Genomic DNA, 26,487 nt, shown 5'->3' with positions numbered 1-26,487 from the left:
CCATACTACCATACCAGTCAATAAGGATACGCGTTCGTGCATCAGTGGAACCACAGCTTGAAATGAAACATGTCGACAGCCGGAGTTTGGCAGAGGTGGAGACCGTTACATCCGCGACGGCCCTACAAAGGGCTTTCATCTCCAGCCTCGGTCACATCAAATAGTTCACGGTCTTCGCTGATATCTGGAGCGTTTCGAGTTAAAATAGAGTCGATGGATCCGCTCTATCTATTTGTTTTCACGCATGTCTTTATCCCCAAACCGGTTCCCGCTTTCGGGAGACATGCGCTAGTCGCACAGGAGAATACGGATTGGTTTTTCCTCCAGCGTGCCCAGTTCCATACATTTTTGATCGGAGCAAAAAGTCCAGCCTCCAGCCGTCTTACCGGAGGCCGCCAGAACAATTTCATGACGCGGAGGAATGTTCGGATGATATATATACCAACCAGCCTTGCGAACGGCATCCGGGGGCGGGTCCATCCCTGCGCCGGATCCCTTGATGCGGGCCTCTGACAATACAAGGCCCTGGGGCGTGACGTTCCAGAACTCCTGCCACGGCACTTTCTCGACACTGTGCGTCCACGAGAGAACGAAGCTCGTGGCGGCGATTTTCAGAACGCCGCCAGCCGTTGCAATGCAAACCGCCATCAACTGGATGACGCGACGACGGAGGGCCGCGACCTCCAGAAATGCCATGCAAGGAAAGCCGCGCAGGCAGCAAAGCCAAGCTCATCGCTATAGGGATAGGTGGCGAGCATCAGAGCGATGGCAACAAAAGCCCATATACGCTCCCATATGTTCAGTGGCGTCCGAAGATAGCCGATTGCGGCTGCACCCCAGAGAAGGATGCTGAGCAGCGCCTTGACGAGCATATAGGCAAAGGCTGGCCAGAAACCGAACTGTTCTGTGAGCGGGCCACCTTCCTGAAGCATGATAACCGGCTCGTATACCGCCATGAAGGGCACGGCAAAGCCCGCCACCGCAATGCGGATCGCCTGCATGCCGATCTTCATGCCCGATTCCCGCGCGATTGGCGCCGCCGCGAAAGCTGCAAGCGCAACGGGCGGCGTGAGGTCGGCCATGATGCCGAAATAGAAGACGAACATATGCGACACCAGAAGCGGCACATCGAGATGAAGGAGTGCCGGGCCGGCGATCGAGGACGTGATGATGTAGTTTGGAATGGTCGGAATGCCCATGCCGAGTACGAGACAGGCCAGCATGGTCAGTATTAGCGAGAAAAACAGCGAGTTCTCACCAACGCTGACGATCACACGGGCAAAAGTCGATCCCGCACCGGTCAGCGCCAGAACGCCGATGATGACGCCGACCAGCGCGCAGGCAATGCCCACAGGAAGCGCATTCTTGGCACCTTCCGCAAGGCTCTGGAGGCAAAGGTTCAGCGTTTCGCGACCGCCGCGCACCAGAAAGTTTATCGCAACCAGCACTGCAACAAGAGCAATGATAAGCGTAATGCCGCGCAGGGCATAGCCAAAGATATTGAATGTCGTGCCGAAAGCCGCTGCCGACATAACACCGAGTGCGATCCAGAACAACACACGCAACGGCATCGACATGGAGCCGGAAACCGGCACGCCCAAAATGATGAGCGCAGTCAGGCTGAGGCCAACGGTGCCTGCAAAAAGTGGCGTATAGCCTGAGAAAAGGAGCCATACCAATGCGACGAGCGGCAGCACGAGAAACCAGCGCTTTCTGATCGCGTCGAGAGCGCTCGGCATTTCGCTTTTATTGAGACCCTTCATTCGGAGGCGCCGCGCTTCAAGATCGACCATTACGAAGACGGTTATGAAGTAGAGAATGGCAGGAACGATAGCCGCCTTGACGATCTCGACATAGGGCAGGCCAAGCGTTTCAGCCATGATGAAGGCGACGGCCCCCATGACCGGAGGCATGATCTGACCACCCATCGACGCCACAGCTTCGACACCACCGGCAAAGGCCGGGCGGAAACCGGACCGTTTCATGAGCGGAATGGTAAATGCGCCTGTCGTCACGACATTGGCGACGCCGGAACCGTTGATCGTTCCCATCAGGGCCGATGAGATCACGGAAACTTTTGCAGGTCCGCCACGCGAGGCGCCCACCGTTCCCATGGCAATGTCGTTGAAGAGCTGGATCATGCCAGCGCGTTCAAGAAATGCTCCGAACAGAATGAAAAGAAAGATATAGCTCGAAGAGACATAGATCGGCGTGCCGTAAATTCCCTCTGTTCCGAGGAACAGAACCTCGACCACTTGCTCGAAATCATATCCGCGATGATTGAATGGCTGCGGAAGATATTGGCCGAACAAGCCGTAAGCCAGAAAGATCGCGCAGATGAGCGGCAAGGTCCAGCCCATCATCTTTTTTCCCGCCCAGAAGACGAGTGCGATAACGAGAATGCCGATCACGATATCAAGCGTATTGGGTTCGCCTGCCCGGATCACCAGATCTTCGTAGAAAATCCAGTGATAGAGACTAAGTGCGAAAGCGACGATGGCTGCCAGCCAGAAAGCTGCCCGTTTTGCAGCGTCTGTACTTGCATTGGCATAAAGGCCGAAGAGAAGCAGAAGCAGAAATCCGACATGGACGGAGCGGACCACCTGGCTTGGTAGCGGTGAATAAGCGGAAGTCCAGAGCTGGAAAACCGAAAAAGCCACGGCGATGGCGAACAGGATTTTAGCACCCGTGCCTGTGCCCCAGGCGGGGATATGTTCAGCCGATTCCACGGCGCTGTTCTCGCTCTGCGTCATGAACGAACCTTTATCAGACTATGCATTAAAATTAACAGTTACGGAAACGATCTGATTGACAAGAATCTGGCACCATCTGTCAGGAACGGTGCCTGGGGTTATTGCCCAGGCACCGTCTGCCGCACAGAATTGCTGTTAGCTTATTCTATGCCTTTTTCCTTGTAGTAACGCAGTGCACCAGGATGAACCGGGACAGGTGACACGATGGTGTTTTTGTCGAGCTTGATCGCCTTTGCTGAAGAATGGGCGGCAGCCAGCTGGTCGAGATTCTCGAATAGCCCCTTGGTCATCTGATAAACCAGCTCTTCATCCATATCAGGACGAACGATCAGATAGTTGATTACGGAAGCGGTTACGACGTCCTTGTCCTGCCCACTATAGGTATTCGCCGGAATCGTATTGACCTGATAAGGCGCCCCAATTTTCTCGATGACGTCTGCGGGAACTTCAACAACATTGATGTCCACCGAGTTGGCAAGATCACGCAGCGAGGCGACGCCAAGTCCGGAAGATTGCAGAGTTGCATCCAACTGGCGGTTTTTCATGAGTTCGACAGATTCTGCAAAGGGCAGATATTCGATCTTGCCGAGATCGTCATAGGATAAACCGGCCGCCTCCAGAATGGTACGTGCATTCAGTTCGGTCCCGGATTTTGGAGCACCGACGGAAAGGCGCTTTCCTTTAAGATCGGCCAGTGTTTTGATGCCGGATTCCTTGGAGGCGACGATCTGAACATAATTCGGATAGATCGCGGCAAGCGTACTCAGATTGGTGAGCTTCTTCTTAAAACCGGCCGCCTCATTGCCTTCATAGGCATCGCGCAGAGAATCGCCCAGCGTGAACGCAACTTCGCCGCGTCCGCTGTTGATGAGATTGATATTCTCAATAGACGCTTTCGTTGCCTGCACCGAAGGGCGCACATCAGGAATGCTCGAATAGATTTTTTCCATCGCAACCCCAAGCGGGTAGTAGACCCCACTGGTGCCGCCGGTCAGAATGTTTACAAATTCCTCGGCCTTAGCTTGCGCTGCACCGAAGACAAGCCCCAAAGCGGTAGCCAGCGAAACAGTCGTTTTCCGATTAAAAATATGCATATTCCCTCCTCACTCCGATAAACTTCGCCATGGTGCAGGCACCACGACCATGCGAGGGAGACTTGCAGATCCTACCCCACCGCATTTTCTAAAAATGTCCTCCCACGGAACTGCGGAAACGCTAACGCATTATAGAGAAAATCCCAAACGTTTTTGGCCGCTCCCACAAGATCTGTATAATTCTCGAATGCTCGTTACATCCAACTGAAGAACGAAATTTTTTATTGCATGCTTTACTGGCGATAGATCGGCGAACTCATAATCGCTGTTCTGCCCGAATATGCTATTAAAGACCGCTATTGCAACGCCAGAGCGTTCTGTGCCGCCGACAGCCAAGCGCTGTCTGAACGGTGGACATATCACGTGGTAGCGCCTCTTCCTTAATACCCCCACGTATATCGGAGAGTATCGCATGTTCTTTCGTTCAATTTCGTTCTACAGAACCCGGCGATGCGCAACCAAGCCGTTCAGCGCGATAAGGAATTCACGCTGTTCTGCAAATAGCTGTTTCCAGCTGTCGAAGAGTTTGATCAGATCAGATGATGTAATGACGTTCATGACTGCACCTCAACCCGCAAAATGCACTGTGCTGGACGACCTGATCAATACTGTGGAACCGCCCGCACCCAGAAGACCATCAGAAGCCCCGAGTTTGGCTAGCGCGTTCGCTTCAAAACATAATTATCGATGATTATCGAACTCACCTGAAAAATGCCCCTATGCAACGCAAACATCAGTCGACGCGAGAGGATATCGCCGATAGAAAGCGGATAACTAATAACCAATCCGGTCTGGCAGACCAACGACAGAAAGACGGAAAATTGTCCAGGAACCCTCCTCGCAACCAGGCTGGTTTTGCAACACGTGCGATCCATATCGGCCAGGAACCCGATCCCCTGACCGGCGCTGTGATTCCACCGATCTATCATGCGACAACCTACGTGCAGGATGGCATAGGAACGAGCAGGGGATACGATTATACGCGAAGTGGTAATCCGACCAGAAACGGCCTTGAGCGTTGCCTTGCCGACCTTGAAGGCGCGGAAGCTGCATTCGTTTTTCCCAGCGGGCTTGCGGCGGCTGCAACATTGCTGGAGGCGCTTCCCGCTGGCTCGTCGATATTGGCTCATAACGATCTCTATGGCGGTGTCTATCGACTGCTGGCCGATGTCAGGCCAATCACAGCGGCACATAATGTAAATTTTGTGGACTTTTCCGACGAAATTGCACTGCGCCAAGCCGTTCTCGACCATAAGCCCGCTCTGCTTTGGTTTGAGACCCCCTCAAATCCAACACTTCGCATTGTCGATCTGTCATTGATTGCTGAACTTGGCAGACAGGTCGGTGCGATTACGGTTTGCGACAGCACCTTCTCGTCGCCTGCGGGGCAGCGCCCTATCGACCATGGAATTCATGTGGTTGTACATTCGGCAACGAAGATGCTGAACGGGCATTCGGATCTATTGGGTGGCGTGGTCGCTGTATCTGCAAACGCACCCGCCAAACTTGCCGAACGGGTTGGCTATCTGCAGAACGCCCTCGGCTCTGTCATGTCACCGACGGATTGCGCTCTTCTGCACCGTTCACTGAAAACCTTGGAAATACGTAGCGTCCGACAATCGGAAACGGCGCTGAAGCTGGCAACCGGTCTCGAACAAAGAGCTGAAGACCTGGGATTGACCAAGGTCGTGTATCCTGGCCTCGCCAGCCATCCGCAGCATAAACTGGCCGCAGATCAAATGATCAATTTTGGCTGTGTCATTTCTATCGAAGTCTCTGGAGACCTGACACGCGTCGAACGCATTCTGACATCGACCCGTTATTTCCACTTCGCAGTCAGCCTTGGAAGCGTGGAAAGCCTTATTCAGCATCCATATTCCCTGACTCACGCCGTAGTACCTGAAGACCAGAAAAATCAGCTGGGAATTGACGCTCGGCTTATTCGCATCTCGATCGGCCTGGAAGACCCGGAAGATCTGGAATCCGATCTGGTGCAAGCACTCTCAAGCAACAGATGATCTCCTCATCTGGAACTTTTACAACAGACCCGCTTTGCCGGTTGCTCGCGCAGTGCCGACACAACGACTGCTAAAGGAGATCACATCGAAACCAATCGATGACAGGTCCCGAGCGAAAGGGTGGACCACACCAAAAATGCTTGTGCTAACGCTTTTTTCGACCGACAGAAAAAATTCGCGCTTTCTTTGAGATACAACAAATCCGGTCCGTGGCTAGCACTCTAGAATGGCTCGAGTGATGATGCGGCTGTCATCATCATACTTCGAAGCCTGACAGCCACGGAACAATATGATGTCGGCAGAACCTGTCTCACTATCCCCCGTAATCGATGTCCGCACCATACCGCCGATTTCGCGGCATGCGACGATCTTCTCGATGATCGATGCGCTTGAACCCGGCGAAGCGCTGGAAATCATCAACGATCACAATCCGGTGCCGCTGCGCCGCCAGCTTGAAACCCGAAATCCAGGCATATTTTCTTGGGTCTACAAGGAAACAGGTCCGCTATGGCGGGTCGAGATCGGTCGCCGGAAAGGCCATCATGGCGCTGACCATGAATGCACCTGCGGCAATCACTAAAGTCTTATAGGCACAACGTCCGGGACGAACTGAGATGATTGGCGCGACACTTTCCCGTTGGACCCTTTCCTATTTTACCGCTTCGCTGGCTTTCCTCGTCTTTGGACTTGCCCTGATGGCAGGCGGTTTCGGCTATCCGGGTCATGGAATTCGCGCGGCTGAAACACTTATAATCGTGCACGCCATCTCAATTGGATGGCTTGCACTGCTCATGAGTGGCGCACTTCTGCAATTCGTGCCGGTTCTGGTGAACAGATCTCTGTGGGGAAGCCGGGCAAGCCTCCCTGCTTTGCTTCTGCTGGTCGCGGGCCTGTCCGGTCTGCTCGTTGCCTTTGCAGGCATGGCCGGACTGACGGAAAGCCCGGCATGGTTGCTCCCAGTCTCCGGCGTCCTGTTGACCTGCGGTTTCTCCGTCATTTTTGCAATATTGGGCATGACGCTCTGGCTAGCGCGCCCAATCGCCCTGCCCGCGCGTTTTGTTGCGGCAGGCATCTGCTGTCTTTTGATAACAGCTCTGCTTGGCAGTGTTTTCACTTTCGCGCTCGCAGGCTTCACCGAGCAAGCCGTTCTGCTCGATATTGCGGGAGCGGCATTGCCGGTTCACGCTGCGCTTGGCCTTGGTGGCTGGATGACCTTCACGGCTATGGGCGTAAGCTACAGACTGCTCACAATGTTCATGCTGTCTCCCGATGCTGTGCGGCAGACAACCAGAATTATATGGTGGGAAGGTGCCGCTGCCCTGACCATCCTTGCTGTCGGAATAGTCGTTGTCGCCTTGGGAATGGGATCGGTCGAAATCGCCGTGACGGCTGCGCTCATTCCCGGTATCGCCTGTATCGCGCTCTATATCGTCGATATTCAGACGATCTACCGGCAGCGCAAGCGCAAGACGATAGAATTGAACAGCGCCGCCAGTATCCCCGCATTTATCGCACTTGGGCTTTCGCTTCTTCTGGCAATTGCCCTGTTCTGGACAGGTACTTCCGATGCAATGATTGCCGGACTTGTCTACCTCTTCACTTTTGGTTGGCTGACCGGCCTCAGCCTTGCCCAGCTCTACAAGATCGTACCGTTTCTGACCTGGCTGGAATGTTATGGCCCCGTCATGGGACGTGCACCGACCCCGCGTGTCCAGGATATGGTCAGCGAACGCCGCGCACGACAGTGGTTCGCTCTTTATTATACTGGCGTGGCAGTGGCGACGCTGGCTTTGATTGCCGAATATCCAATCATGTTTCGTTTGGCTATCATGTTGAATCTTGTAGCGATCCTTGCATTGATCGTGCACTTCTTCCGCGCCCGGCGGCTTCTTAATGTACCGCACGGCCTACGCCTGCCAAAAGGGGCAACCCTGCCCCATCTCATCTATGCCGGTGAACCAATTTTCAGGAGATTGAAATGACACTCTCAGCTCAGGACATCGCGCATCATGTGCTGGACGTACGCCCGCTGATCAAGGGCGGCGTAGAACCGTTCAATGCCATCATGGATGCAGTCGGCGGCCTTTCGCCGGGACAAAGTCTTTTGTTGATCGCCCCATTCAAACCGGCACCGCTTTTCAGTGTCATGGAGCGGAAGGGCTTTTCCGCAAAAGCGGAGTCTTTGGATAATGGTGACTGGCAAGTCCTGTTCAGCCCCGCGATGGATGCCACGCCTGAATTGCGTTTCTCGGATAATGTTGTATCGCCGGATGCCTGGCCGGAGCCGTCGCGTTATCTCGATTGCACGGATATGCAGCCGCCTGAGCCGATGGTGTGCATTCTTGCCGAATTGGAAGATATGTCCGCAGGTACAGTTCTGTTCGCGCTGCTGCACCGCGAGCCTTTATTCCTCTTTCCCGAACTCGAAAACCGCGGTCACGAATGGATCGGCAATTTCGATGAAACCGGCACCGCCTATCGTATCATGATCCGTGTTGGAGACGCGAGGTAGTCATCATGCAACACAACACACATGCCCAGATGGAGAAGCAGATTATCGAAAGTCTGCGTCTGGTGCTCGATCCCGAACTTGGGTTCAACCTCGTGGACCTTGGCATGATCTACAGTATCGACATTCGTGATAGCGGGAATGTCGATATCAGCATGACGACGACAACACCCGGCTGCCCGGCTGCCGGTTATCTGACCGATGCCGTACGCGCGAGCGCCGAATCTGTTGAAGGTGTTAGTGCAGTGAATGTCGAACTGACCTACGAACCGGAGTGGATTCCAGAAATGGCGATGCCTGAAGTGCAAGCACGATTTGGAGATTAATCGCCAGGCACATAAATCCCCGTCACCAAAGCCAGCGAACGCTACCAATCTGTTCGCTGGTTTCTCTTTTGCTCAAACCTCTTCGTTTCAGCCTTTGCTCCAGCGCAAACAAAGCGAAACATATATCAAACGGATGAATTAACTATTTGATATTTAACAATTATTATTACTCAACTTTCTGCACCACCTTGATCGCAGTCAAGGACCATCGAAACGACCCTTTCTATAGTCGCCATGACAGAGCAGGAAATGCTCGGTCCTATCGTAAAGGAGAGTATCGATGGTCGACCAGATGCAAATCAGCCGCCGTAGCATATTGGCAGGAGCCGCCCTGGCCGGGGCACTTGCGCCGGTTCTGGCAACCACATCCGCCTGGGGACAGGGCGCAATGAGAAAGGCAAGTGCAGCAGAAATAGCCGCACTCCCACGCCAGAAAGTCAAGTTGGTGGATCCCCCCTTCGTGCATGCCCACAGTCAGGTTGCAGAGGGCGGACCGAAGGTGGTTGAATTCACAATGGTGATCGAGGAAAAGAAGATCGTCATCGATGATGCGGGAACCGAAGTCCATGCCATGGCATTCAACGGCACCGTTCCGGGACCGCTGATGGTTGTGCATCAGGACGATTATGTCGAGCTAACCCTCATCAATCCCGAAACCAACACGCTGATGCACAATATTGATTTTCACGCTGCAACGGGCGCATTGGGCGGCGGTGGACTAACCGAAATCAATCCGGGTGAAAAGACTATTCTGCGCTTCAAGGCGACGAAGCCCGGCGTCTTTGTCTATCACTGCGCACCTCCCGGAATGGTTCCCTGGCATGTCGTATCGGGCATGAATGGTGCGATTATGGTGCTGCCGCGCGAGGGACTGCATGACGGCAAGGGAAAAGCCCTGACATACGACAAGGTCTACTATGTCGGCGAACAGGATTTCTACGTGCCGCGCGACGAGGACGGGAAATACAAGAAATATGATGCGCCCGGTGACGCCTATGAAGACACGGTTAAGGTCATGCGCACCCTCACCCCAACCCATGTCGTATTCAACGGCGCTGTCGGCGCACTGACCGGCGACAAGGCCATGACGGCAGCGGTCGGCGAGAAAGTCCTGATCGTCCATTCTCAGGCCAACCGCGATACGAGACCGCATCTGATCGGAGGCCACGGGGATTATGTCTGGTCAACCGGCAAGTTCAACACACCGCCGGATGTCGATCAGGAAACCTGGTTCATTCCGGGCGGCGCGGCCGGAGCAGCTTTCTATACGTTCCGGCAGCCCGGCATCTATGCCTATGTGAACCATAATCTGATCGAGGCTTTTGAACTCGGCGCCGCTGCCCATTTCAAGGTCACAGGTGAATGGAACGACGACCTGATGACCTCGGTTCTCGCGCCATCCGGCATGTAAAGCGAATGCATGAAGGCGCCTTGCCTCCCATAGCGCCTTTGGCAAACCTGGAGCGGTTCCCACGTTTGGGGGACATGCTCCAACTGAACGATGTTTTAGGATGAAAGGCTCGGGGCTGTATCCATCTGCCTCCCGGATGGATACGGTCCCCTGATATCCGATGAACGAAAGCAAAGGAAAAACCTGCCTGCGCGAGCTTGCCGTAGCCATCCCGGCGGTTGTGCTAGCAGTCGTCGCAGGATTGTTTGTCGTTGACGCAGTCGGGCGTGCGGATCACTCAATGCCGGGCGCATCGACTGTCGGTCCCGAGACGATTGTCATCGCGCCGCGCACCATGACTTATCGGGCGGATGGCGATTTTCAGAAGAACAATTATCCTGTCGATGCCCCATTGACGACCCGCAAGCTGCAACGGGCATTCGAGATCATGAAATATCAGGTCAGCACGACTGACTACGAACGTTGCGTCGCCGATGGTGACTGTCAGCCTGCCGAAGCTCTGCCGCATAATCACGATGCATCCACAGAAGATAGCCCCATCGTAGGCGTCAGCTATGATGATGCGCAAAACTATGCCGGCTGGCTTTCGCGAAAAACTGGCGATATCTGGCATCTGCCGACAGACGAGCAGTGGGCGTTCGCCGCCGGGTCACGCTTTCCCGACGATGCGCTTGGCATCGAGGATGATGCTGCAGCCAATCCGGCACTGCGCTGGCTGAGAGATTATGAAAAACAAAGTGCCCGCAAGCTGGACAGGAACCCTGCCAGACGCCCCGCCGGCGCTTTCGGTGTCAACGAACTGGGCGTAGCCGACATTGCAGGCAATGTGTGGGAATGGACCCAGACCTGCCACCGCCGCGTCAATATCGATGCCTATGGCAAGCAGGTTGCGGAAATGCCGGCTTGCGGCGTTTATGTCGTCAATGGCAAGCACCGCGCGGCCATGAGTTCATTCATTCGCAACCCGAAAACCGGGGGATGCAGCGTTGGTGTACCGCCGGACAATCTCGGTTTCCGGCTGGTTCGCGACAACCGCTGGTATGCTGTGATGTGGAAGCGCATCCAGAACATCGGCGCATGAGGGATTAACTGTGAATGCCCGGTCTCCGGCTCCGAAAACAATTCCAAGCCCGCTTTGCTGTGCTAAGGTAGATGCAGGATTTTGGAGTGTGAGAAACGCAATGTCCATGATAGATCGCGGACTTGTCAGGAAACTGTCTTTGTTCGCCAAAATGAGTGACGGTGAACTGGACAAGCTTGTTTCCTATGCAACTACAAAGCGTGTTCTTCCTGGAGAAGCGATCTTCGAACAGGGCGACGATGCTGTTCTTTTCTACCTCCTCCTGCACGGGCGGCTGAAGGTCAATCAGGTGACGCCGGACGGACAGCAGATCATCGTCCGAATGGTGCATCCGGGCGATCTGTTCGGGTTTGCCAAAGCCTTGCAAAGAAGCGACTATCCCGGCACGGCGATCGCCGTCGCGGAAAGCATTGTGCTGGCTTGGCCGACAGAGCTTTGGGATTATTTTGTCGAGCAGAATCCCGGTCTGGCAATGAACGCTATCCAGACGATCGGCAAAAGACTGGAAGAAGCCCACACGCGCATCCGTGAAATGTCGACGGAAGAAGTGGAACGGCGTGTCGCCCACACGGTCCTGCGCCTTGCACGTCATGCCGGACGAAAAGAAGACGACGGTATTCGAATCGATTTTCCGATCACGAAGCAGGATATCGCCGAAATGACTGGAACAACCTTGCATACCGTGTCACGCATTCTCACCAGCTGGGAAGCCCAAGGGCTCGTTCGTGGTGGACGCCAGAAACTGACCGTTCTCAATATGTCAGGTGTGAGACGACTTGCAGACGGCGAGCAATAAAGTCAGTAGAAAACAGGAAATACTGGCGGAAAGCGTCCAGCGTAACGCAGTTAAAATACAATAAATAATTAGATAATTGATTTTCCTTCAAAGAAATAGGGACATTATCTTCGCATCACCCGAAGACTTCCCGTTGCTCGGATTTTGCTGCCAGCAGCGCCTCTATCATCAACTTTTCTGACAGGATATGGCGGCGCACGCTCTCCATAAAACCACGCATCATGTATGAAATCGTGTCGGCGGCAAGATTGCTGCACCCTTTTGCAACCGCTGTCAGGGTCTGCGACAACTCCTCGGCAGCCATCCGGTCGCAACGATGTTCCGCCTTCAGCCGTTCGATGATGGCATTGGCGAAATGCGAATGAGCCTGCCGACTGAAATCGGGAAAAAGCACCTCTTCCTCAAGCGCATGGGTTTCGCTGACAAGGCGGGGAATGAGCTTCGCGATCCGCCAGTACTCCTGCATCGAGGCATCGGATTCGAGATCGCCCGCGATTTCCTCCAGCTGGAGACAAAGTTGCAGAAGCTCATGATGATGCGCTTCAAGGCGGCTGATGTCGGTCGCGTGCAGGGCTGGCAGCGTGTCCATGACCTCTCTATTCCCTATTGACCTAAGAATAGAACGGCTGCAATCACGATGGATGCAGCAACGGCGGATAGCGTGCCCGCGCCCTGCAACGCTCCCATGCGATAGAGAACCAGTGAGAATCCGATGATCGCCGGTGTTGCGACCATGAGACCGATCTGTGCATCCGTCATTGAAATTTCCTTGGCTATGACAAGAGTACAATGTCGCGCCCGACGCATTTCTTCTTTGCCAAAACGCAAAGAAGGCCCGAACTGCGGGCGCTAGGCATGTGCGATGTCTGGAACCGAAGATTTGGCCATAGTTGCAATGAATTCAGAGAACCACGCGGAAGACGATCTTCTGCTGTGGATTCTCGTGTGGAGCGAACTCATCGCCTTCGCAATCCTGCTGATAGCCTTCATGGTGATGTCGATCATCAATGCGGAAGGGGGTGCGCAGTTGCGCGCACATCTGAGCCCCGGCCTCGCTGCGACCAACACCGTTGTGCTGCTGATGAGCGGCTGGCAGGCGGCGGTCGCCGTGCGCAGGCGCAACACTATAGATCAGGCTCGCCGCCCGCTTTTATATGCCGCCTTTTTCGGCCTCGTTTTTGTGGCGATCAAGCTTGTCGAATATTCGCATGAGATTCGGTTTGTGGGCGATGAGGCGGCCGGGTCATTCTTCGAGCTTTATTTTCTGCTGACCGGGTTTCATCTTCTGCATGTGCTGTTCGGCTCGGTCGTGCTGGCGCTTGTCGCATGGCGACCGACGCGCGCCAATATTCTGCTGATTACGACGCTATGGCACGCCATCGACCTCGTATGGCTGGTGATGTTCCCCGTTCTTTATCTCGCTTGAGGCCCGCAGTGTCCGATCGCAATCACCATTCGCTCAACCGCACCTTCATCATTCTGATTCTCCTCGCTCTGAGCGGCGCAGTCATCGCAACCACCAGCGCCGGAATGTTTGCAGCCATAATCATCGTGTTGATTCTCGCTTTTGCAAAAGGCCGGTTCGTCATCCTCGATTTCATGGAAATGCGCGGAACCAACGGCACATTGAAACCAGCCTTGTTGGTCTGGCCTGCCCTTCTGCTGGCGCTTGCCCTGACACGTTCCATCGTTGTCCGCGTTCTCCTTTGAACAACCGTGTTGGTGTTTGCCAAATCACAAAGAAGGCTTTCCCCTGACCGATAGAACAGTCCTGTCCCGTGATGCTGGCGAGGGTTTGACCAGCCACATTATCGACGGGGGGATTTGTTGCCGGGGCCTTGTTCCCCGGCAGATGAAAGGACGAAGGGATGGCAGAACGCCTAACCAAGACCGGCGCACGGAACGTCTTCTACGGCGGGTCTATTTTCTTTTTCGCGATCTTCGTGGGGCTTACGGCGCACAGTCACTACTACATGAAAACAACTTCCACGGATGAATCCACGCTGACGGCCTCGGTTGCCCGCGGCAAGCACATCTGGGAGAAAAACTCCTGCATCAACTGCCACACGCTACTTGGAGAAGGGGCTTATTTTGCACCCGAGCTTGGCAATGTCTGGAAGCGCTGGGGCGGGGAAGAAGACCCGGAAGGCGCACGCGAGACAATGAAAGCGTGGATGCAGGCGCAACCCACGGGGATAGAAGGGCGTCGCCAGATGCCCCAGTTCAACCTGAGCGAACAGGAACTCAACGATCTGGCTGATTTCCTCGAATGGACCAGCCGCATCAAGACGCAGGACTGGCCGCCCAATGAGGCAGGCTAAGCGCGGGATGAACGGAGTTACACAATATGAAATATGAAAGCCAAAAGGTCGCGATGCTCTATTTCTATGGAACGCTCGCGCTGTTCATCGCGCAGGTCGCATTCGGCGTTCTCGCCGGTACGATCTATGTTCTGCCCAATACGCTCTCCGAGCTTCTGCCCTTCAACATTGTCCGCATGATCCACACCAACGCGCTGGTCGTCTGGCTGCTGATGGGCTTCATGGGTTCGACCTATTATCTGCTGCCGGAAGAAACGGAAACCGAGCTTTACAGCACCAAACTCGCCGTCATCCAGTTCTGGCTGTTCTTCGTGGCTGCGGCCATCGCTGTCGTCGGCTATCTGTTCCATATTCACGAGGGGCGTGAATTTCTCGAACAGCCATTCATCATCAAGGTCGGCATCGTTGTCGTCTGCCTGATCTTCCTGTTCAACATCACGCTGACGGCGCTCAAGGGCCGTAAGACCACGGTGACCAACATTCTTCTGTTCGGCCTGTGGGGCCTTGCCCTGTTCTTCCTGTTCGCCTTCTACAATCCGATCAATCTCGCGCTCGACAAGCTCTACTGGTGGTATGTCATCCATCTGTGGGTTGAAGGTGTCTGGGAACTCATCATGGCGTCGATCCTCGCCTTCCTGATGATTAAACTCAACGGCATCGATCGTGAAGTCGTTGAAAAATGGCTCTATGTCATCGTCGGCCTTGCCCTGTTCTCCGGCATTCTCGGCACCGGCCACCATTATTACTGGATCGGCGCGCCGGGCTACTGGCAGTGGATCGGTTCGCTGTTCTCGACGCTGGAAGTCGCACCGTTCTTCACCATGGTCATCTTCACCTTCGTGATGACATGGAAGGCCGGTCGCAAACACCCGAACCGTGCGGCCCTTCTGTGGTCCATTGGCTGTTCGGTAATGGCCTTCTTCGGCGCGGGCGTATGGGGCTTCCTGCACACGCTGTCGTCGGTCAACTACTACACCCACGGCACGCAGCTTACCGCCGCCCATGGCCACCTCGCCTTCTTCGGCGCCTATGTCATGCTCAATCTCGCAGTCATGGCCTATGCGATCCCCGAACTGCGCGGGCGCGCACCCTATAACCAGATGCTCTCCATGGTGAGCTTCTGGGCCATGTGCACCGCCATGTCGGTGATGACCTTCGCGCTGACCTTTGCGGGCGTCGTCCAGACCCACCTTCAGCGTGTGCTCGGAGAGTCGTTCATGAACGTGCAGGATCAGCTCGCCGTATTCTACTGGATACGCCTTGGCTCCGGCGTCGTGGTGGTGATCTCGGCCATCATGTTCATCTGGGCCTTGCTGGTTCCAGGCAAGGAACGCCGTGAAAACACGAGCACCTTGATACAGCCTGCCGAATGATCGTCGTCGACAAGCCCCGCCATCCGGCGGGGCTTCCCTGCCCGATACAAAGGAAAACGGCCATGAACCCCATTCTCAGAAATGTCGAAAATACCGGCGCCTCGATCCCTCCCTACAGCGCATCCGGCAATGAATGCGCGCTCTTTGAGATGGCGTGGACGCGCAAGCTGCCATTGCTTCTGAAAGGCCCGACCGGCTGCGGCAAGACACGGTTTGTAAGCCATATGGCCGCAAAACTCGGCCTGCCGCTCTCGACGGTTTCCTGCCATGACGATCTGGCGGCGGCTGATCTGACCGGGCGCTATCTGCTGAAAGGCGGCGATACCGTATGGGTCGACGGTCCGCTGACGCGGGCCGTGCGCGACGGCGGCATCTGCTATCTCGACGAGATCGTCGAGGCGCGTAAGGACGTGGCTGTGGTTCTGCATCCGCTGACCGACGACCGCCGCCTTCTGCCACTGGAACGCACCGGCGAACTGCTCGAAGCGCCGGACGGCTTCATGCTCGTTGTGTCGTACAATCCGGGATACCAGAACCTGCTGAAATCCCTGAAGCCAAGCACGCGCCAGCGCTTTGTCGCCATCGAGTTCGATTTTCTGCCCAAGGAACAGGAAATCGCGGTGGTCAGTGAAGAAAGCGGTCTCGCTGCCCAAAAGGTTGCGCCGCTGGTGGCACTGGCTCACCGGCTGCGAGGGCTTAAAGGCCACGATCTGGAGGAAGGCGTTTCGACCCGTCTGCTGGTCTACTGCGCCACGCTGATCGACGCCGGCATGTCGCAACGCGAAGCCGCACGCGCCGCGATGATCGAGCCGCTGACCGACGAGCCGGATGTGAAAGCCGCCCTGATTGAAGTTGCCGATGCAATGTTGAAATAGGCAGGCGCGCAATGCTGGATTTTCTGGAACTGGAGGAAACTGTTGGCCGCGCCTGGCATCGCCTGATCGGCAAGACCGGATCGTGGCCGCATTATCCCCAGCACGCCGTACAGCTTGGCGATATTCGCCACAAGCTTGCCATCTGCTTTCGCGGCTTTGGCGGCGATGTCGCCGTGCAGATCGCCCCGGCCCGTGCGCGAACTTCCGGGCACAGGCTGGGCTTGCGCCAGCGCATGGCGTTGGGCGAGGAAAAACTCAGCCAGCCCTTGCGGGATGAGGCGACATTGATGCTGCCGCCGGAAATCGCGCTTTTTCCCGATCGCACGCTCAATTACGATCTCTATGTCTGGCTTGCGGGTTATATGGCCGTCATGCCGACGCATGTGGACGAACTTCCGCATGATCCGCTGCGCCGCAATCTTGCAGCCCTTGCAGCGGCGTCGGATACGGTTGCGAAGACATGCGCGGTCTTTCCGGGCCTGCATAAGCGCTATGCACGCCTGTGTGAGGCGGTGCTGGCCGTACGTCCCAAGCGTTCGCTCCATGGTCTCGAACAACAGGTGGAAGACCGCATTCTTTCGCTTCTCAAACAGGGCGCAGGACTACCCGATGACAGTCTTCCCACCATTTTTCCGCATTGCGCACCCGCAGGCTATCTGCCGGCCCTGCCCGTTCCGCTTTGGCCGGAACTGACAAGGCGCGAGGAAACCGCTCCGCGCGACAGCGACGACCAGCCGGTACAGAGCAGCAAGGCGGAAGGTGTCGAAACCGGGCGGCAGATCGCCAATCGCGAGAAGCTGGACCCAAGGCTGGCCGACCGGAGCCCATTTATTCTCAATCGCTTCGAGAAAATCCTTGCCATGGCGGAGATGGTGAACGTCGACAGGCCAACCGATGACAGCGACGAGCAGAACGCAAAATCCGCCGATGAGCTTGACGATCTGACATTGGGCGAACGCAAGGGCAGACCCGCCGCCCGCTTCCGTTTCGATCTCGACCTGCCGCCGGAAGCCGTTGATCGCAGCCTGCTCGCAGCCAAGCTGACCTATCCCGAATGGGATTACCGCAAGGCAACCTATCTTCCGGATCATTGCAGCGTTCTGGCAGCACCGGCGCAAGGCCGGGACGCCCGTATCGAGCTCGACGATGTAGCCACAAGCCTTGTGCGTCGGGTGCGCCGCCAGTTCGAAATCCTGCGTCCGGGCCGCGAATTGATGCGGGCGCAGCTTGATGGCAACGATCTCGATCTTGATGCCGTGGTTCGTTCACGATGCGATTTTGCCGCCGGAGGTCAGGGCAGCGACCGGGTGCACCTAATGAGCCGCCCCAAGGCAAACGACCTTGCCGTCACCATTCTGGTCGATGTCTCGCTATCCACCGATGCGTGGATCGACAACCGACGCGTGCTGGATGTGGAAAAGGAGGCACTTCTGGTTCTGGCCAATGGCATTGCCGCCTGCGGCGACCGCTGTTCCATCCAGACCTTCACCTCGCGCCGCCGCTCCTGGGTGCGGGTCGAAACCGTGAAGGACTTCGACGAACCCTTTGGGCCTGCCGTCGAATACCGGATTGCGGCGTTGAAACCCGGCTTCTACACCCGCATGGGAGCAGCGATCCGTCATTCGACGGCAAAGCTTGCCGAACAGCCCAACCGGAAGAAGCTGCTGCTGGTCCTGACCGACGGCAAGCCGAACGATGTCGACCACTATGAAGGCCGTTTCGCGCTTGAAGACAGCCGCAGGGCCGTCAGCGAGGCACGCGCCAAAGGCGTCAACGTGTTTGCCGTGACCGTCGACCGCGAGGCGAGCGCCTATCTTCCCGCACTTTTCGGCCGCAGGAATTATGCGCTCGTCGCCAAACTGTCGAAACTGCCTGTCGCTCTACCGGCGATCTATCGGATGATGACCGGCTGAGTGATCGTCGCTGCCAATAGCCAAAGTCCGTGAGCAGGAAGTCCCATCTTCCCTTCCCTCCTCTCGGACGAAGGTGCCGGATCCATGCCGGCGCACGACAATTCCGGCAAATACCAACATGCCGATTGCCTCTCTCAAGGTTGCACGCGAAACCTTGAAATCGTCGGCAAGATCGGCTTCGTTTGGCAAGCGTTCGCCTCTGCCCCATCGCCCTCCAAGGATCGCAAGCCGCACCGTCTCGGCGACCTGTATCACAAGCGGCTGCCTGTCTAACGGGCGCAACCATTCTGCTGGCCCGTCGCGCACCACCTTGTCTTTTGCCATGTTCAACCCGTCTGCGTGGCAGTAGCGGATGCAGAAACCCGCATCGCATAGCGGCGCGCCAGAACAGCGCCCACCAGAATCTGGATCTGGTTATAGAGCATGATCGGCAACACGATCATGCCGAAGCCCGGCAGGCCCGCGAACAGGACCTGAGCTAACGGAAGCCCGGATGCCAGGCTTTTTTTGGACCCACAGAATACAGCCGCAATCTCATCTTCACGGGTAAAACCAAGCCAGCGCGAGCCAACCATTGTAAATCCAATCACGCCCGCCAGAAGAACAACGCAAAGCACAATCGCCATAATGAGCCCCGACGGCGGCAAGACTTGCCAGAGCCCGGCGGTGACCGATTGAGAAAATGCCGAATATATGATCAGCACAATCACCGACTGATCGTAATTCTCCAGCCAGTGCTTGCGTGTCGAAAGGAACGGCCCGAGCCAGCGATGGCAGGCTTGTCCCAGACCGAACGGCAGCAGCAGCTCAACCACCACGTCGCGCAAAGCCTGTCCCAAATCGATTGACCCCGATGAACGCATGAAAATCGTCATCAGAAGCGGTGTCAGCAACAATCCGAAGACATTCGACCCAGCCGAATTGCAGACCGCAGCCGGCACATTGCCCCTTGCCATGGCGGTGTAGGCAATCGAGCTTGAAATTGCAGAAGGCAGAACGCCCAAATAGATGAAACCAAGAACAAGATCCGGTGGCAGGATGCTTTCGGGAACGAGACGCAAAGGCTGCACGATCAACGGGAAGACGACAAAAGTCGTCGCAAAAATAAATCCATGCAATTGCCATTGCTTCAAACCCGAAACAATCGCCCTGTGAGACAGCGCTGCTCCGTGCCCGAAAAACAGCAGGCCAACGCCGATAGTCCCCAGCATACTGACAACATCGGCTGCATTGCCGGTCGCGGGAAAGAGAGTTGCCAGAACAACTGCGGCAATCATCAAAATCAAAAAAGGATCAAGGCGCATCTATTCATCCACTATTGGTTCGTCAGCTTGACTGACCGTTGTGTGGGGGATAGGTCTCTGTGCAATTGGTCTGCAAATTGGTATGGGGTGCCGCCGGATGACAGATCGCGTTCCGACCGCCGAAGCAATGCAACGCATGCAGAAGCTGTTGGTGGAACAGAATTTCGGCCCGCAGGATAAGATCCCACCCGAGCGGGTTTTGTCGGCGACACTCGGCTGCAGCCGCGAAACAACGCGCAAGGTGCTACGACAGCTTGAGATCGAAGGCGTGGTGTGGCGTCATCAGGGCAAGGGCACCTTCATGGGTCCTCCCGCCTCGACCATCGAACGGCCCATAGACCGGATCATCGAATCCGCGTCCGCTCAGGACCTCATGGATGCAAGGCTGGTCTATGAGCCAGCCCTTGCCGCTGCCGCAGCCCAATATGCCACGCAAGATGACCTCGCCTCCTTGCGCAAGCTTGCGCTGGCGACGGGTACAGCTCATGACTGGCGGGAATATGAACGTTTGGATGATGCCTTTCACAAGGCGGTCGCGCGCTCGAGCGGCAATGCGCTGCTTGCCGTGATCTTCAGTTCGCTCGCCTCCGTCCGGGGACGCTCGACATGGCAGCGCAGACATGATGCGATCTTTCGGGAGGCCCGTAAACGCGAATACGCGACAGAGCAAAGCGCGATGCATCTTGCAATCGTCGATGCAATTGAAGCCCGACAAAGCGACCGTGCCCACCAGGCCATGCGCGCTCATCTGGAAGCAATCCGCACGTTGGCCCTTACATCCCCGTAATACAGACCGCCCCGCCGCCAGTGATCGATGGCGACGGGTTTGAAAAATAGCGCACGCGCCTGATTAGAGGCTATTCACCAGACGGTGCGAGACGTTTTTCACGACCGTATAATGATGCAGTCCTTCGGCTCCGCCTTCGCGGCCAAGGCCGCTGTCCTTGACGCCGCCGAACGGGGTTTCGGCCACGGAAGCCTCAAGCGTGTTGATCGAGACGTTTCCAGCTTCCAGACCCGACATCAGACGGTCCACATTTTCCGCTGAACTTGCGAAACCATATGCCGCCAGGCCGAACGGCAGTGCGTTTGCCTTTTCAATGGCGGCATCAAGAGACGCTACCGGATTGATCAGCGCCAGCGGACCAAACGGCTCCTCCGACATCGCACGGGCATCGTCCGGCAGTTCAGCCAGAGCCGTTGGCGGGAAGAAATAGCCATTGTTCTTCAGGCGCCGGCCACCGAAAAGCAGTTTCGCACCCTTGGCTTCGGCATCGCTGACCAGCGCTTCCAGCGCCATGACACGGCGATCATTGGCGACGGGGCCCATCTGGACCCCTTCATCCATGCCGTTGCCGACGCGGATCGATTGCGCCGTTTCGATGAAAGCGGCGGTGAAACGTTCATAATGGCTTTCATGCACGAAGAAACGGGTCGGCGAGGTGCAGACCTGACCGGAATTGCGGTATTTGCGGCGCGCCGAGGCTATGCCTGCCACGACAGGATCGGCGTCCTCGCAAACGATGACAGGAGCGTGGCCGCCAAGTTCCATCAGCGCCGGTTTCATATGGCGCGCGGCGATCTCGGTCAGGTGTTTGCCGACGACTGTTGACCCGGTAAATGCGATAGCCCGGATCTCAGGTCGCGGGATCAGGAACTGAGAAATATCGGCGGGAACGCCGAAAACCAGATTCAGCACACCGGCAGGCAGGCCCGCATCTTCGAATGCACGTGCAATATGCGTCACCGCCGTCGGCGTTTCTTCGGAAGCTTTCAGGATGATGGAGCAACCGGCAGCCAGAGCGCCTGCGATCTTGCGCGCGGGCTGGCTCATCGGGAAATTCCACGGTGCAAATGCTGCGACCGGACCGATAGGCTCGTGCACGACGATATAGCGAATGCCGGGCGCGCTCGGAATAACACGGCCATAGAACCGAATGCACTCGCCAGCATCCCATTCGAAGAATTCGCAGCCGCGAATGACCTCAAGTCGGGCTTCGCTGATCGGCTTTCCATTTTCCAGCGTGATTGCGCGCGCAATCTCCTCCTGCCGTTCGCGCATGAGCGCCGACGCCTTCATGATGATCGCTGCACGAGCCGCAGGCGCCGTATTGCGCCAGATCTGATACCCGTTCCAAGCTGCCTGAAGGGCCGCTTCCAGATCCTCCCGCTCCGCGACCGCAACCTGCCCGATTTCGGTCTCGTCCGCAGGATTGATAATGGGAAGCGTATTGGCGGTCCTGCGCCATTCACCGCCTATGAAAAGCTGCACATCGGATTTTTGCATCAGAAAGCCTCTGCAATCTACAAGTTCGGGCCGCGCCCAGATCATCGTTACAGTCAGAATGAGATGTTTTAATTCATGCGACAATTCATCTTAAAACCATATATCCATGAGGATTATCGCATGAGTTAGCCTGTGCACTGGCAATTTTGCCCGTGCGAAATCGCCAGCCGCGCAACATCACGCGGCCGCACGATTTCTTTTGAAAGCCGATTAGAGCGCGTTTCGGGATGCGTTCGAACCGATGTTGCGAATACCGGCGAGCAGAGCCTGCGACATCTCGGTTTCGGGCGAACACCAGTCCATCAGAATATCGTAATGGTTTCGGTTCGCGATCTCGATTGCCTTCACCTCTCCACCGGCCGCGGCCCAGCAATCGGCATAAGCGCGTGACTGGCGCTTGAAGCCGTCTGCTTCATGCTCTGACCATGCTACGGTTATCGAACAGCCACGCGCTGGAATATGCCGGATCGGGCTGAGCCGATCGACATCGGCGGGACTGAGTTTCATCCACTCCTGCGGGAAAGTTGCCGCCACGGGTGCAAGCTCGAAAAGTCCGCTGACCGGCATGGCGAACTTCACCACATCCTGCGGCAAACCGAACTCATCCTGCCAGCCCTCAGCAAGAAGTGCAGCAGCGAGATGGCCACCGGCCGAGCTTCCTCCGACCGATATCCGGTCCGGATCGAGGCCATATTCCCGTCCGTGATGCCAGACGAAGGCGAGAGCAGCGCGCACCTCCCGCGTGATTTCCGCAAGGGAGACTTCCGGCGCCAGACGATAATCGACAGCAACTGTCGCAATCCCTTCGGTTGCGAGCATTCCTGCCATCATGGCCGAATCTTCCTTTGACAGAGCGCGCCAGTAACCACCGTGAATGAACACGAAAACCGGATTTAGCCCGCTTCGGGAAGCTGGCCCGAAAATATCGATCCGTTGTCCGCTTTCTTCGTCATAAACCACGTCGAAATGTCGGCCCCAATCGGCCCGCGGCGCGATACTTGCCTCGCGATAGCGCACCATTTCGGCGGCAAAGGTTTCCGGCGAAACGGTAGCCTTGGCATTGTAATCGCGATCAAGTCGGGCAGGGTCGAAACCCGCTTCTTCAGCCAGATGCCGCATGTAATGTTTATTCTTGCACATGTCTTCATTCCAAGGCCGGTTCCCGTTTCAGGGAAGCAGGTTCTAAATTGCCGTAGTGGCGATCCGGTTCTCGATTACTCGGACAAGATTGAGCGCAGTCATTTCAGACGATTTCGGGTTGGTCGCCAGCGGACCGTTTTCAAAACGCAGGTGCATCCTGCCGAAATCGCCCTCGGCAATGATCTCATGCATGTTGAGGCGCGCTGCCGGGTCTGCAACCAATGAGACACGGGTACGGTCGAGACCGATGCCAGCAAGCGAGGTAATCACCGCGACATTGGCATTTTGCGGAAAGGCATCCGCTGCCTTGCGGGCCGTATCCGTAAAGAAGGTAGTTGCCTCACTGATTTCATCAAGCTCTATCAACTGAGCGGCGAGCGTGCCCGCCCAGGCTTTTGCCGGCTTGATGATGCGATGTTCGACACTTGTGATTGAAAGCCGGCTTGCAGCCGAAAGCGCATCGATGCCGCCCAGTGCGCCGGGGGGTATAATCAGTTTCGCACCGCTACTCGCAGCGACATCCTTCAGCCTTTGAAACAAAGCGTCGTCGACGAAAGCCGATGTCGATGAAACCGCGAAATCCATTCCGGCGGAAAGCGCCGCCTCGCCCCATGGCAGGACACTGGAGCGTCCTGCTGCCTCCACGACAAGGCCTGCGCCGGTGGTTGTAAGCTCTGCGGGATTTTCAATGAGTGCGGCACCGACAGGCAGCCCGTCACGGGAGGCCGATCGGTCACGCACCGCCACAGCGCCGATCTTCACGGCACTTTTCCGCTCGGCCAGAAGCTCTGCAACACGCTTGCCGATAGCGCCCCATCCAATAAGGGCGATTGTCTCAGATACCGACATAGGCATGTACCTGCTCACGGTCACGTTCGAGATCGGTGCTCGTCCCGCGCCAGACCGTTCGGCCTTTCTCGACAATGTAATGGCGATCCGCCAACTTCTTCAAAACCGCGATATTCTTGTCGATCAGAAGGATCGACTGGCCCATTTCGCGCAATTGCATGATGCAATGCCAGATTTCCGTGCGGATGACGGGGGCAAGACCTTCCGTCGCTTCATCGAGGATCAGAAGATGCGGGTTCGTCATCAATGCACGACCGATAGCCAGCATCTGCTGCTCACCGCCCGAAAGCGTGCCCGCCGTCTGGTCCGCCCGCTCCTGCATACGCGGGAAAAGCGCATATATCTTGCCGAGATCCCACGGCGACTGCCGCTTACAGCGGTTCGATGCGGTTGCAACCAGATTTTCCCGCACGGTCAATGTTGGGAAAATCTGCCGTCCCTCCGGCACAAGACCGACACCCAGACGCGCCACTTTTTCCGGGCTGTAGCTGGTCGTGTCGCGCCCTGCGATCTGGACCTGCCCCCCTTTGGGGGCGAGGAGACCCATCAATGTGCGTATGGTGGTGGTCTTGCCCATGCCATTGCGGCCCATGAGCGTGACCAGTTCCCCCTCATTCACTTCCAGCGAGACGTCGAACAATACCTGAGAATGGCCATAGGCGGCCTGAAGTCCTTCGATTTTCAGCACAGTTCCTCCTCCCCGCCGAGATAGGCTTCCCGCACAGCTTCGCTCGCCCTTATGTCTTCCACCGTGCCCGTGAGGATGACACGGCCATAGACCAGCACCGATATGCGGTCAGCCAGCGCAAACACCGCCTCCATGTCGTGCTCGACAAGCAGCATCGAAACCTTGCCGCGCAATCCCTGAAGAAGCTCGATCATTTCCTGGCTTTCGACGTGACCGAGTCCAGCCATCGGCTCGTCGAGAAGCAGAAGCTTCGGCTTTCCGGCCAGTGCCATCAGCAGTTCCAGCTGCTTGCGCCCACCGCTCGACAGATCGCCTGCAAGCTTCTCCGGGTGATTGGCCAGACGGCTCCCGGCAAGGATTGCGTCAACCTCACGCCAGATGGCGCTGCGGCCTTTCAGACTGTCGAGAATCCGGAAATTGTGCCCCTCGCGCGCCTGCACCGCCATGGCGATGTTCTGGCGCACACTCATATCGTTCAGGAGCGTCGATATCTGGAATGTGCGTCCCAATCCACGTCCGACACGTGTAGCCGCCGGCAGTTTGGTAATATCCTCTCCCATCAGGCTGATCGTTCCCGATGTGGGCGTCAGCTCACCGCAAAGCTGGTTGATGAGCGTGGATTTCCCGGCTCCGTTCGGGCCTATCAGGGCATGGATATGCCCTTCCGTGACGTCGAGCGTCACATGATCCGTTGCCACCAGACCGGCAAAGCGCTTCACCAGATCGCGGACCTGCAATATGGCATTCATGCGGGCACCTCCACTTTCCGGTCTTTGCGAAACGGACGGCAAAGCGCACGCCAGCCGCCGACAATGCCGCCCTTGGTTCCCAAAACCACGACGAGCAGAATGATGCCCATGGCGAGCTGCCAATGCTCGGTCCAGGAGGCGAGATAGGTCTGGAGGATCAGGAATGCAGCCGCTCCCCAGATCGGCCCGAAGAAAGTGCCGACACCACCCAGAATGACCATCACCATCAACTCACCCGATTTGGTCCAGTGCAGCGTATCCGGGCTCGCAAAACGCATGAAAATAGTGAGAAGCGCGCCCGCCAGACCAGCGCCCATTCCGGCGAGGACGAAGCCGTAAAGCTTGTAGCGATAGGTTTCGATTCCCATGGCCGTCATGCGCCGCTCGCTCTGGCGAATGCCGGACAGCACCGCGCCATAGGACGAATGCACGACCCGCCAGAGGAAAGCGAAATACAGGATCATCGAGACGAGAATGACGTAATACATCGTCGTCTTGTCACGCAGGCTGAGGCCGAAAAGATCATTTGCCCGCCGCACGATGATACCGTCTTCGCCGCCATAGGTTTTCAGCGAAACGAAGAGGAAGAAGAGCATCTGCGCGAAGGCGAGCGTAATCATGATGAACTGCACACCGGAAGTGCGCAGTGCCAATGCTCCGATCACCAATGCGGCAAGACCTGCCACCAGCATTGCCGCCGGAACGGTGATCAGAAACTGGTCGGAACCCGGAATGAAACCGAAAAGCAGCGTCTCTTCGGCGTGATGAAAATAAAGGATGCCCACGACATAGGAGCCGATCCCGAAGAAGGCAGCATGACCGAAGGAAACCATGCCGCCATAGCCGAGGATCAGATTGAGGCTGGCCGCAGCGATAGCATAGATCATGATCCGGGCGACAAGGCTGGACGCAGCCGTCTGTCCCAGCGCTTCGGCACCAAAGGGGAAAAGTGCAAGCACCACACAGCCAAGAAGAACGAACAAAAAGCGATATGACATGA

At 56.4% G+C, this 26,487-nt stretch carries 29 protein-coding genes; 15 read left to right on the top strand and 14 right to left on the bottom strand.

Annotated features, from left to right (window positions below; translation table 11 throughout):
* Positions 1 to 288 precede the first annotated feature (288 nt).
* The 4 genes from JNC70_RS15755 to JNC70_RS15740 form a co-directional block, all read right to left on the bottom strand.
* Positions 289 to 696, bottom strand: a complete 408-nt coding sequence (locus JNC70_RS15755; protein ID WP_245414740.1) for a DUF1850 domain-containing protein — start codon at positions 694 to 696, stop codon at positions 289 to 291.
* Positions 648 to 2,753, bottom strand: coding sequence for a TRAP transporter permease (locus tag JNC70_RS15750; protein ID WP_104755323.1), 2,106 nt, complete (start codon positions 2,751 to 2,753; stop codon positions 648 to 650). The genes JNC70_RS15755 and JNC70_RS15750 overlap by 49 nt, the downstream gene beginning before the upstream one ends.
* 140 nt (positions 2,754 to 2,893) lie before the next feature.
* Positions 2,894 to 3,847: a TAXI family TRAP transporter solute-binding subunit gene (locus JNC70_RS15745; RefSeq protein ID WP_104755324.1), complete on the bottom strand. Its 954-nt coding sequence runs from the start codon at positions 3,845 to 3,847 to the stop codon at positions 2,894 to 2,896.
* Between the two features lie 435 nt (positions 3,848 to 4,282).
* Positions 4,283 to 4,405, bottom strand: a complete 123-nt coding sequence (locus JNC70_RS15740; RefSeq protein ID WP_280952345.1) for a hypothetical protein — start codon at positions 4,403 to 4,405, stop codon at positions 4,283 to 4,285.
* A 263-nt stretch (positions 4,406 to 4,668) separates the two neighbouring features.
* Between JNC70_RS15740 and JNC70_RS15735 the strand changes: the two genes are divergently transcribed.
* From JNC70_RS15735 to JNC70_RS15700, 8 genes are all read left to right on the top strand, one after another.
* Positions 4,669 to 5,865, top strand: a complete 1,197-nt coding sequence (locus tag JNC70_RS15735; RefSeq protein ID WP_104755325.1) for a trans-sulfuration enzyme family protein — start codon at positions 4,669 to 4,671, stop codon at positions 5,863 to 5,865.
* 292 nt (positions 5,866 to 6,157) lie between these two features.
* Positions 6,158 to 6,445, top strand: a complete 288-nt coding sequence (locus JNC70_RS15730) for a DUF2249 domain-containing protein (RefSeq protein WP_104755326.1) — start codon at positions 6,158 to 6,160, stop codon at positions 6,443 to 6,445.
* A 34-nt stretch (positions 6,446 to 6,479) separates the two neighbouring features.
* Positions 6,480 to 7,847, top strand: a complete 1,368-nt coding sequence (locus JNC70_RS15725; protein ID WP_374788656.1) for a hypothetical protein — start codon at positions 6,480 to 6,482, stop codon at positions 7,845 to 7,847.
* On the top strand, positions 7,844 to 8,377 hold the full coding sequence (locus JNC70_RS15720; RefSeq protein WP_104755327.1) for a DUF2249 domain-containing protein: 534 nt from the start codon (positions 7,844 to 7,846) through the stop codon (positions 8,375 to 8,377). Before JNC70_RS15725 ends, JNC70_RS15720 begins: the two co-directional genes overlap by 4 nt.
* A gap of 5 nt (positions 8,378 to 8,382) precedes the next feature.
* Positions 8,383 to 8,700, top strand: a complete 318-nt coding sequence (locus JNC70_RS15715; protein ID WP_104755328.1) for a metal-sulfur cluster assembly factor — start codon at positions 8,383 to 8,385, stop codon at positions 8,698 to 8,700.
* Between the two features lie 280 nt (positions 8,701 to 8,980).
* Entirely contained in the window at positions 8,981 to 10,111 is a 1,131-nt protein-coding gene (gene nirK, locus JNC70_RS15710) for a copper-containing nitrite reductase (protein ID WP_104755329.1), read from the top strand.
* Between the two features lie 160 nt (positions 10,112 to 10,271).
* Positions 10,272 to 11,192: an SUMF1/EgtB/PvdO family nonheme iron enzyme gene (locus tag JNC70_RS15705; protein ID WP_104755330.1), complete on the top strand. Its 921-nt coding sequence runs from the start codon at positions 10,272 to 10,274 to the stop codon at positions 11,190 to 11,192.
* 100 nt (positions 11,193 to 11,292) lie between these two features.
* Positions 11,293 to 11,988, top strand: a complete 696-nt coding sequence (locus JNC70_RS15700) for a Crp/Fnr family transcriptional regulator (protein ID WP_104755331.1) — start codon at positions 11,293 to 11,295, stop codon at positions 11,986 to 11,988.
* Between the two features lie 115 nt (positions 11,989 to 12,103).
* Here JNC70_RS15700 and JNC70_RS15695 read toward each other — a convergent pair whose 3' ends face one another.
* Together JNC70_RS15695 and JNC70_RS15690 are read right to left on the bottom strand one after the other, a co-directional pair.
* Positions 12,104 to 12,577: a hemerythrin domain-containing protein gene (locus tag JNC70_RS15695; RefSeq protein ID WP_104755332.1), complete on the bottom strand. Its 474-nt coding sequence runs from the start codon at positions 12,575 to 12,577 to the stop codon at positions 12,104 to 12,106.
* Positions 12,578 to 12,591: 14 nt separating this feature from the next.
* Entirely contained in the window at positions 12,592 to 12,747 is a 156-nt protein-coding gene (locus JNC70_RS15690) for a hypothetical protein (protein ID WP_010660610.1), read from the bottom strand.
* Between the two features lie 103 nt (positions 12,748 to 12,850).
* Between JNC70_RS15690 and JNC70_RS15685 the strand changes: the two genes are divergently transcribed.
* From JNC70_RS15685 to JNC70_RS15660, 6 genes are all read left to right on the top strand, one after another.
* Positions 12,851 to 13,414: a cytochrome c oxidase subunit 3 gene (locus JNC70_RS15685; RefSeq protein WP_104755333.1), complete on the top strand. Its 564-nt coding sequence runs from the start codon at positions 12,851 to 12,853 to the stop codon at positions 13,412 to 13,414.
* 8 nt (positions 13,415 to 13,422) lie between these two features.
* Positions 13,423 to 13,698: a cytochrome C oxidase subunit IV family protein gene (locus tag JNC70_RS15680; RefSeq protein WP_104755334.1), complete on the top strand. Its 276-nt coding sequence runs from the start codon at positions 13,423 to 13,425 to the stop codon at positions 13,696 to 13,698.
* 158 nt (positions 13,699 to 13,856) lie between these two features.
* Positions 13,857 to 14,309 (top strand): c-type cytochrome, encoded by a 453-nt coding sequence (locus JNC70_RS15675; protein WP_006466562.1) that lies wholly within the window; start codon positions 13,857 to 13,859, stop codon positions 14,307 to 14,309.
* A gap of 26 nt (positions 14,310 to 14,335) precedes the next feature.
* Positions 14,336 to 15,682, top strand: a complete 1,347-nt coding sequence (locus JNC70_RS15670) for a nitric-oxide reductase large subunit (RefSeq protein ID WP_104755335.1) — start codon at positions 14,336 to 14,338, stop codon at positions 15,680 to 15,682.
* Positions 15,683 to 15,744: 62 nt separating this feature from the next.
* Positions 15,745 to 16,557 carry a CbbQ/NirQ/NorQ/GpvN family protein gene (locus JNC70_RS15665; protein ID WP_104755336.1) on the top strand — a complete coding sequence of 271 codons (813 nt, stop codon included), beginning with the start codon at positions 15,745 to 15,747 and terminating at the stop codon, positions 16,555 to 16,557.
* Positions 16,558 to 16,568: 11 nt separating this feature from the next.
* Complete coding sequence (locus tag JNC70_RS15660; RefSeq protein WP_104755337.1) at positions 16,569 to 18,470, top strand: nitric oxide reductase activation protein NorD; 1,902 nt, start codon at positions 16,569 to 16,571, stop codon at positions 18,468 to 18,470.
* Here the strand turns inward: JNC70_RS15660 and JNC70_RS15655 are convergent.
* Together JNC70_RS15655 and JNC70_RS15650 are read right to left on the bottom strand one after the other, a co-directional pair.
* Complete coding sequence (locus JNC70_RS15655) at positions 18,438 to 18,794, bottom strand: GntR family transcriptional regulator (protein WP_104755338.1); 357 nt, start codon at positions 18,792 to 18,794, stop codon at positions 18,438 to 18,440. The two genes, JNC70_RS15660 and JNC70_RS15655, sit on opposite strands and share 33 nt — an antisense overlap.
* Before the next feature lie 2 nt (positions 18,795 to 18,796).
* A complete protein-coding gene (locus JNC70_RS15650) occupies positions 18,797 to 19,774 on the bottom strand; it encodes a bile acid:sodium symporter family protein (RefSeq protein WP_104755339.1) in 978 nt (325 codons plus the stop codon).
* A 97-nt stretch (positions 19,775 to 19,871) separates the two neighbouring features.
* Between JNC70_RS15650 and JNC70_RS15645 the strand changes: the two genes are divergently transcribed.
* A complete protein-coding gene (locus JNC70_RS15645) occupies positions 19,872 to 20,561 on the top strand; it encodes a FadR/GntR family transcriptional regulator (protein ID WP_104755340.1) in 690 nt (229 codons plus the stop codon).
* Between the two features lie 63 nt (positions 20,562 to 20,624).
* Here JNC70_RS15645 and JNC70_RS15640 read toward each other — a convergent pair whose 3' ends face one another.
* The 6 genes from JNC70_RS15640 to JNC70_RS15615 all read right to left on the bottom strand — a co-directional run bounded on the left by JNC70_RS15640 (position 20,625) and on the right by JNC70_RS15615 (position 26,485).
* On the bottom strand, positions 20,625 to 22,061 hold the full coding sequence (locus tag JNC70_RS15640; protein WP_104755341.1) for an NAD-dependent succinate-semialdehyde dehydrogenase: 1,437 nt from the start codon (positions 22,059 to 22,061) through the stop codon (positions 20,625 to 20,627).
* A 210-nt stretch (positions 22,062 to 22,271) separates the two neighbouring features.
* Positions 22,272 to 23,201, bottom strand: coding sequence for an alpha/beta hydrolase (locus tag JNC70_RS15635; protein ID WP_245414741.1), 930 nt, complete (start codon positions 23,199 to 23,201; stop codon positions 22,272 to 22,274).
* A 42-nt stretch (positions 23,202 to 23,243) separates the two neighbouring features.
* On the bottom strand, positions 23,244 to 24,050 hold the full coding sequence (locus tag JNC70_RS15630) for an aspartate dehydrogenase (protein ID WP_104755342.1): 807 nt from the start codon (positions 24,048 to 24,050) through the stop codon (positions 23,244 to 23,246).
* On the bottom strand, positions 24,037 to 24,738 hold the full coding sequence (locus JNC70_RS15625) for an ABC transporter ATP-binding protein (RefSeq protein WP_104755343.1): 702 nt from the start codon (positions 24,736 to 24,738) through the stop codon (positions 24,037 to 24,039). The genes JNC70_RS15630 and JNC70_RS15625 overlap by 14 nt, the downstream gene beginning before the upstream one ends.
* On the bottom strand, positions 24,732 to 25,487 hold the full coding sequence (locus JNC70_RS15620) for an ABC transporter ATP-binding protein (RefSeq protein ID WP_104755344.1): 756 nt from the start codon (positions 25,485 to 25,487) through the stop codon (positions 24,732 to 24,734). The genes JNC70_RS15625 and JNC70_RS15620 overlap by 7 nt, the downstream gene beginning before the upstream one ends.
* Complete coding sequence (locus JNC70_RS15615; protein ID WP_104755345.1) at positions 25,484 to 26,485, bottom strand: branched-chain amino acid ABC transporter permease; 1,002 nt, start codon at positions 26,483 to 26,485, stop codon at positions 25,484 to 25,486. Before JNC70_RS15615 ends, JNC70_RS15620 begins: the two co-directional genes overlap by 4 nt.
* Between the last annotated feature and the right edge of the window lie 2 nt (positions 26,486 to 26,487).

It is taken from the genome of Brucella oryzae (genome assembly GCF_041929965.1).
GTDB lineage: Bacteria > Pseudomonadota > Alphaproteobacteria > Rhizobiales > Rhizobiaceae > Brucella > Brucella oryzae.
This window is presented reverse-complemented; position numbering and strand designations above follow the sequence as displayed.